The following is a 7,515-nucleotide window of genomic DNA, read 5'->3' as shown; positions in this document are numbered from 1 at the left end:
GAAAGAGCAAGGCATTAAAAACAGGTTGGAGCAGGGTTATGAAGAACAATTAAATTTAATAAAACAAAGCTTAAGCAAACCAAGGGGCATAAAAAAAGTAGATAAGGTGCAGCAAAGAATTGGCAGGGCCAAACAAAAATATCCGTCCATCCATCATCTGTACAACATCACCCTTGATATTGACATAGCTACCAAAATAGTAAAAAACATTTACTGGCAAAAGGATGAGGTAAAAGCCTAGGAAGCTAATAAAAAATTGGGTGTCTATTTTTTAAGAACAAATTTAGAGGATACAGATGAAGCCTTAGAATGGATGATTTACAATACCATCCGGGAGATAGAATCTACCTTTAGAATATTGAAAACAGATTTTGACCTGCGCCCCATTTATCATAAAAACGACAGCTCCACCATGGCGCACCTGCATTTAGGATTACTGGCCTATTGGTTGGTAAACACCATACGTTATCAGCTAAAACAATCGGGTATCAATGATGACTGGAAAGAAATAAAAAGAAAAGCATCCACACAAAAATCAGTGCTGACTACAGCGCAAAACAGTTACGATAAAATGATACAAATAAAGCGATGCACCGAACCAACCGAAGATCTTAGGCAGATCCACCATGCCCTCAAACAACAAAAATCAAAACCCTTTAAGCAAATCAAATTTGTAGTACACAAACCGCCACCTAACAAAATTGAAACTCTTGCTATCGCTGAACCTGGCTTTGGTTAGTTGCAATGTGGGTTAAAAAAGATGTTTCAAAATTAGACCGTGAAATTTCTATTAAAATTCAGGGGAACCAGATGAAGCAGCATAATAGGGTGGATGGGAAAATGGTTGAGACAAAAGAAACACCTGTTATAAAAATGAAAAAATCTTCTCTGCCTAAAAAAGAGACATCAAAAAAGACAAGAGGATTAAGAGTTTAAATTAATTACCCGCCGGGATTTAAGATAATTTTTTTCGAGCTATTATACACACTGGTTGTTTTTGTGGCCTTTATCTAAAGGGAGTATATTCAAGTATACAATTTTGTACTAATACTAAGTACTTATTATAGCGAGTTAACATTTCATGTGCTAAATATATTGTTCTATTATTTTTTTAAATGTATTTATATCAAATGGTTTTTCTATATAGCCATCAGCATTTATTTTTTTACATATTTCTTCAATTTCTGCATTGGCTGAAAAAAGCAAAACGGGAATATGACGGGTAGCCGAATTTTCTTTTATCATAGTAACGGCTTTCTCACCGCCAATTTCCGGAATCCAAAGGTCCATTATAATAAGATTGGGTTTAATGGAATCAATATCGCTAATTACGTTTTCACATCTTGATAATGTCTCTACCCGATATTGACTTTTTGATAATATTTTTTTGCAGAGGAACAAAATTTCCTGGTCGTCTTCATATATTAAAATACATTTTTCCATTTTGGCTTTTTTTGATGTTTAGCTTGGGATGTTTTATTGACTAAAAAAACTTCTATTTTTTTGTTACCTATTTTGATCTTTTATTGTGCTGACTCATTATACCTTAAGGGTAAAGTGAAATAGAATATACTTCCTTTACCCAGTTCACTTTCTACCCACAATTTACCATTATGCCTTTGTATAATTTCATAAGAAATATACAACCCGATACCCAAACCCTGAAAATGCAGTGCATGCTCTTTAATACGATGATATTTTTCAAATATCTGGTTAAGGCTACCTTTACTCATCCCTATACCAGTATCTTTTACTGACACTTTTATTTTATCATTCTCCTGCTCCACATTTATTAAAACCTCGCTTGCACCGGGTGAATATTTTATGGCATTGTTTAATAAATTAATTACCACCTGCTCCAGCCTGTTCTTATCTCCGGTTACGTCCCCATATACCTTACCGGTTTTTATAATGGTATGGGTGGGTGAAGTAAGCTGGATATTTTCAACAGTGCTATCAACCATATCATTAAAATTGAAAGTAGATATAGTATAATTTAATTTGCCGAGCAGTATCTTGCTTACATCCAGTAATTCGCTTATCAATTCATTAAGCCTGATAATAGATTGGCTTGCTTTTTTAACATAAAGATTTGCATCTTCATTATTTACATCTAAAGAAAGTTCCAGCAATTGCAAATAACCTTTAACCGCAGTGAGCGGCGTCTTTAATTCGTGGCTGGCAATGCTGATAAATTCATCTTTTCTTTCTTCTTTTATTTTTTGGTCTTCAATATCGGTATTGGTTCCAACCCAGCGTAAAATTTTACCTTCGACATCATTTACAGGAAATACACGGGTAAGGAACCACCTGTATTTACCATCAGCGCCACGAAGGGGAAAGGTCATCTCATAAGGTTCGTTTTTTTTCCATGCCTTCTTTACAAAATTAACTACTCTTTCAATATGGTCAGGATGATGCACTTTTTCCCAACCCCATCCTTTCATTTCTTCTAAAGTAGTTCCGGTGTAATCATACCATCGCTCATTGTACCAGAAGATATAACCTTCACTGTCTGCTATCCAGGTAAGGTTTTGTATATTATTGGCAAGGGTACTGAATTGCTTTTCGCTTTCTTTTAATGTCTCTATTGCTTCTTTCTGCTCATGGATATCGGTAAATGCGCCCACCCATTTTATAATTTTATTATCCTTATCTAAAACCGGTTCCCCTATTACAGCGTGCCATTTGTACTGTCCATCTTTATTTTTAAGGCGCACCTCTGCTGTGTACATATCACCTGTTGTTAAACTGTGAGCCCATGTTGCATTGATGTTGTCATAGTCGTCAGGATGCACTAATGCTTTCCATTCTATTTCGCCTCTCGATTCAATACCCGAATATGTTTTCCACCTTTCAGACGCAAACTCAGGATTGCCCTGTGCATCGGTAACCCAAACCAATTGCGGTAATGTTTGTGCAAGGGAACGAAATCGTTTTTCACTTTCTTCAATTTTTTTTCGTGCCAATACTTGCTCAGAAACATCTACTCCATACACCAAAATTCCATCTATTTCACCTTCACTATTACGAGATGGCTGGTAAACAAAGTTGATGTAAATTTCTTCCAGCTTTCCATTTCCCTTGTCTAACTTCACAGGCATTTCATTACCAATAAAAGGTTCTCCTATTGAATACACATGATCTAAAAGTTCATAAATTCCAGTCTCTTCCAATTCAGGCAATGCTTTCCGAATTGGTTTTCCTAAAATATCCCTGTTTCCGACAAGCTTTAGATACATTTCATTGGCAAGTTCATATACGTGTAGCGGACCTCGAAGTACACAAATAATCGCAGGCGCTTCTAAAAACAGATTGCGCACATTGCCTTCCAGTTCATTACGCAGCTTTATAATTTTTATTTGCGCCTTCACCCTTGACAATAATTCTTTAGATGAAAAAGGTTTTACCAGATAATCATCAGCACCTGTTTCCAATCCTTCTATTCTTGATTCTTCACCGGCACGTGCAGTAAGAAAGATGACAGGAATATTTGAAGTGGCTTTGTTGCTTTTTATTTCTTTCAATAAGCCAATGCCGTCCATTACGGGCATCATAATATCGGAAAGCACAAGTGCCGGAATAGTTTCTTTCATCTTGTGTAAAGCATCCATCCCGTTGTTGGCGGTGATAACATTAAAATTATTTGACAAAATAGAACTGATATGTTCACGCATATCGGCATTATCATCAACAACAAGAACGGTTGGAAGAATATTTTTTTCTTTTACAGAAGATATTTTTAATGCTTCTTTTTTATCCGTTTTAAGAAGTGTTTCAATTTCTTCTACATAAATGTTAGCAGAAATTTCATCTGAATCAATTGCCGTTTTTGAAATCTGATGCCCGTCAAGATGTTCTTTGCCGAAAGGAATTTTTACAGTGAATACACTTCCATTATTGAGTTTGCTCTCAACACCGATTGTGCCGTGATGCATTTGCACCAGTTCTTTTATCAGCGACAAGCCGATGCCGGTGCCTTCAAAAGTTCTGCCTGTAACATTTTGCACACGATGAAAACGCTCGAACATTTTAGGCAATTCATTTTCAGGAATTCCAACTCCGGTGTCTTTTACTTTCAACACTGCAAAATCTTTTTCTGCTGAAAGCTCCACGGTAATTTTTCCTTCGAGTGTATATTTAAAAGCATTGCTTAAAAGATTAAAAACAATTTTTTCCCACATCTGCTTATCTACATAAACGGGCTTGATGATGGAATCAGCATTTACGATTAGTTTTAATCCCGCTTTTTCAATTATAGACCGGAAATTGGAAGCAAGATTTTTGGTGAGCGAAACAATGTCCACCAAACTAAATACCCCCTGTTGTTTTCCGCTTTCTATGCGGCTGAAATCAAGCAGCGTATTTACCAGTTTGAGCAAACGAATTGCATTGCGGTGTGTTGTTTCGATATTTTGTTTTTCGCTTTTGCTGAAATTATTTTTTTTCTGATTTAATAATTCTTCCAGCGGACTTAACATAAGTGTAAGCGGTGTGCGGAATTCATGACTGATGTTGGAAAAGAATACCGTTTTGGCTTTATCAATTTCTGCAAGTGCTTCCGCCTTTTTGCGCTCCTCTTCGTATACTCTTGCTTTGGCTAACTCATTGGTTACAGACGCTGCCAATAAATCATAAAACAACAGGTACTTTTCATCAAGGCTTCGCCTTGAACTGACACCAGCCACCAGAAAATAATTATTATGAGCAGCACCAGGAAGAATTACAGGAAAAACCAACGCTTGTTCAGGTGGTTCGGGATAAGGTCCGCAATTGAATGTCCCAAAAATATTTGCCAGTTTTTCAACCAGTACTGCTTTTCCATTTTGAATCACTTCGGTAAACGGCCAACTTTTCAAAGCGTGTTCCTCAAGGTTAATATTTGCAGGGGCAAGAGGCGAATCCCCTTCAATACCAACACTGCCGTCCAGATTTACTTGCTTGCCATCAGCAGCAATGGAGTACAACAATACAAACGGGATATCCAGTGCAAAATCTTTTAAACAATTCAATATAAGTGCAGATGCTTCCTCTGCGGTTCTGGCGTTTACCGTGTGGTTCGCAACCGTATGTAAAATATTTAACCTTCTTTCGGAAAGTATTTGTTGTGTCAATTCTATAACGGGGTGAAACAGCCCGCCTACAGCACCTGATTCATCGAGAATAGGACTAAAAGAGAAGGTAAAAAAAGTTTCTTCTTTATATCCATAGCGGTCAAGAAAGATTCGCTGGTTTTCAAGAAAGCGTGTATTTCCTAAAATTGCTTCTTCAAACGCCTTTCCAATAACGGGCCAGGCCGACTGCCAGCATGCTGCAAAATCCTGTCCCATAGAGGTTGGATGCATATCGCCGGTTATGGGCCAATAGCCATCGTTGTAGATCTGCACCCGGTGCGGACCCCAGATAATTGCTATGGGAAAATTAGAGGCAATACATAAGCTTACCGTAGTTCGCAAACTTTGTGGCCAGGTAGCGGGTGAACCCAAAGGTGTTTTAGACCAATCTTTAGCACGAATGAGTTCACCCATCTCACCGCCACCGGAGAGGAAATCGAGCTTTGCGTTTGTTATTTTTTCTTCCATCTTCCTTCAAGTGTTTTATTTTTTCTATCTCAATATTTTTATTAATTACTTTATCTTTTAACTGTTGGCATTAAGTAATGATTTATTTAACCCCCAATAAGCGATTCTGAGTATTGCCAAAACCAGTAAACGATTGCTGAAATAAAAACTATCCGAAGGCCTTTGTTTTGAGTAGTCTGTAATTAAAAATAAAATTACTACCACTTATGGCAAACATTGTATAAAAAATGCAAATTAAGTTAAAAGTGTTTTAAGTTTAATTTTCTAACCTTATTTTACACATATTCAATACATTTATAGGGGTTGTCCTATCCCGTTTACCCCCTTGCCATAATCCATTGGATAACCTGTTGTATCCATATTTTTCTCTTGCCTCAAGCACTTGCTGAGGTGTTAAACCTTTTATGTTGAAATGATTTGCAGGCATAGTGATAAAATAGATTTTCTTACTTTTTATATGAATTTGACTTGTGGCAATAAAGCCACAAATAAAATTGTGATGGCATAAAACATATAAACTGTATGTAACCAATGGACGACGTTGAGAAATACCATTTCGAGCTGTATCCAAATGATGAGCGCAAAAGCCACATAAATACTAAAGGGCTTAACAAAGCAATCGCTAAATATACCAGCGGTTTAGTTTTAAAACATTTTGAGATAAGATTTTTTATCCTATCTTTTTTCAGAAAAATACAGGTTGTAAGCAATGAAGCAATCAAAGGGCCCAATGCTCCAATGGCCTGTTGAGAGGGTAAAGCCGGTAAATTATTCAATCCGAAAATATGCCCGTGCGATGGCAGCCAGATTATCCAGGAGATTAAAAAAGCAAGTGCAAAAAAGGTAAATAACTGTTTCATCTGCTGCTTCTTTTTTGTGAGAAAGAATAGTTAGAATCAGATAAGGTTTTTGCTCCTCATAAAAATGTTATTTTAATGCAGTAATGATGAGCAAAACAGCAAAGATGAATGGGTTATTGTACCGCTTCGCTTCTAAGTTTTAAGTTCAACTGCCAAACTCTTTAATTTATCCGGAATTTTGTCGAGAGGCATAACGAAATCAGCACAGCCTGAAGCCTGAGCACTGAGCGGCATGAAGTCAACTTCGGCAGACATGTCCTGGGCAAAGGTTTTTCCTCCGTTTGCCTTGATGATCTTACAGCCCTCAGTACCGTCGCCATCATACCCGGAAAGGACAATGCCGATTGCACGCACGCCCATTGCTTCTGCTAAAGAAACAAAAAAGACATCTATTTGCTTGTTCCTGCTCGATCGTGGAGAGATTACTTTAAAACTATAGTTTTCTATTAAAAGATCTGAGTCTGGAGGAATTACGTAAACGTGATTCGCAAGAACCAGCATCGCCATGGAAGCTACCATTACCGTCATTTTTGTATGACGTGACAGAATTTTAGCTAACTGACTACTGGCGGTGGGGTTCATGTGAGAAATAATGACAAAGGACATACCTGTATCAGACGGCATTGCATCCAGAAGTGCCTTATAAGCGTTAAGTGCACCCGCTGATCCACCAATGCCAACAATTAATGTAGGGTGCAACTCTCCCATATCTACGGCAGGTCGCTTCCCTTTTTTTTCATTATTCACCTTTATCTTGTTTAGCTAATTTTTGACCCTGAGAAACATTTTTACCTATCTTTTTTCCCTCATTGGCTATCACTGTAGATTCATCATTCATTGGCATCAATTTAATTCCATCATCACTCAAAATCAATTTATGTACATCACTGTCGTGGCCCGTGCCACGGGACTTAACAATGAAAAGTCCACGAATGCGTTTTTTGCTTACATCTTCTTCCAATTCCCTCACTACTATCCAGGTATCAATTAAGGAAGATACTCCAATTTCTCCACTCGTATCATTTTGTGCAGCAGAAGAAACAAGGCTTGTAAAAAAGCTGGTGATTCCATTT

The 7,515-nt window shown here is 37.4% G+C and carries 7 protein-coding genes; 3 read left to right on the top strand and 4 right to left on the bottom strand.

Annotation, left to right across the window (positions count from 1 at the left end; translation table 11 throughout):
* The 3 genes from H7254_RS15550 to H7254_RS15540 form a co-directional block, all read left to right on the top strand.
* Nucleotides 1-241: hypothetical protein (locus H7254_RS15550; RefSeq protein WP_301933833.1), on the top strand; the 241-nt coding region annotated here is incomplete at its 5' end.
* A gap of 15 nt (nt 242-256) precedes the next feature.
* A complete protein-coding gene (locus H7254_RS15545; protein ID WP_301933832.1) occupies nt 257-739 on the top strand; it encodes a hypothetical protein in 483 nt (160 codons plus the stop codon).
* Between the two features lie 5 nt (nt 740-744).
* Entirely contained in the window at nt 745-936 is a 192-nt protein-coding gene (locus H7254_RS15540; protein ID WP_301933831.1) for a hypothetical protein, read from the top strand.
* A gap of 150 nt (nt 937-1,086) precedes the next feature.
* Here the strand turns inward: H7254_RS15540 and H7254_RS15535 are convergent, their stop codons facing one another.
* From H7254_RS15535 to H7254_RS15520, 4 genes are all read right to left on the bottom strand, one after another.
* Nucleotides 1,087-1,443, bottom strand: a complete 357-nt coding sequence (locus tag H7254_RS15535) for a response regulator (RefSeq protein ID WP_301933830.1) — start codon at nt 1,441-1,443, stop codon at nt 1,087-1,089.
* An 80-nt stretch (nt 1,444-1,523) separates the two neighbouring features.
* Nucleotides 1,524-5,582, bottom strand: a complete 4,059-nt coding sequence (locus H7254_RS15530; RefSeq protein WP_301933829.1) for an ATP-binding protein — start codon at nt 5,580-5,582, stop codon at nt 1,524-1,526.
* Nucleotides 5,583-6,574: 992 nt separating this feature from the next.
* Entirely contained in the window at nt 6,575-7,189 is a 615-nt protein-coding gene (locus H7254_RS15525; RefSeq protein ID WP_301933828.1) for a chemotaxis protein CheB, read from the bottom strand.
* Nucleotides 7,182-7,515: ATPase domain-containing protein (locus H7254_RS15520; protein WP_301933827.1), on the bottom strand; the 334-nt coding region annotated here is incomplete at its 5' end. The genes H7254_RS15520 and H7254_RS15525, both read right to left, overlap by 8 nt.

The sequence above is a fragment of the Ferruginibacter sp. genome, from assembly GCF_014377975.1.
Taxonomy (GTDB): Bacteria; Bacteroidota; Bacteroidia; order Chitinophagales; family Chitinophagaceae; genus Ferruginibacter.
This window is presented reverse-complemented; position numbering and strand designations above follow the sequence as displayed.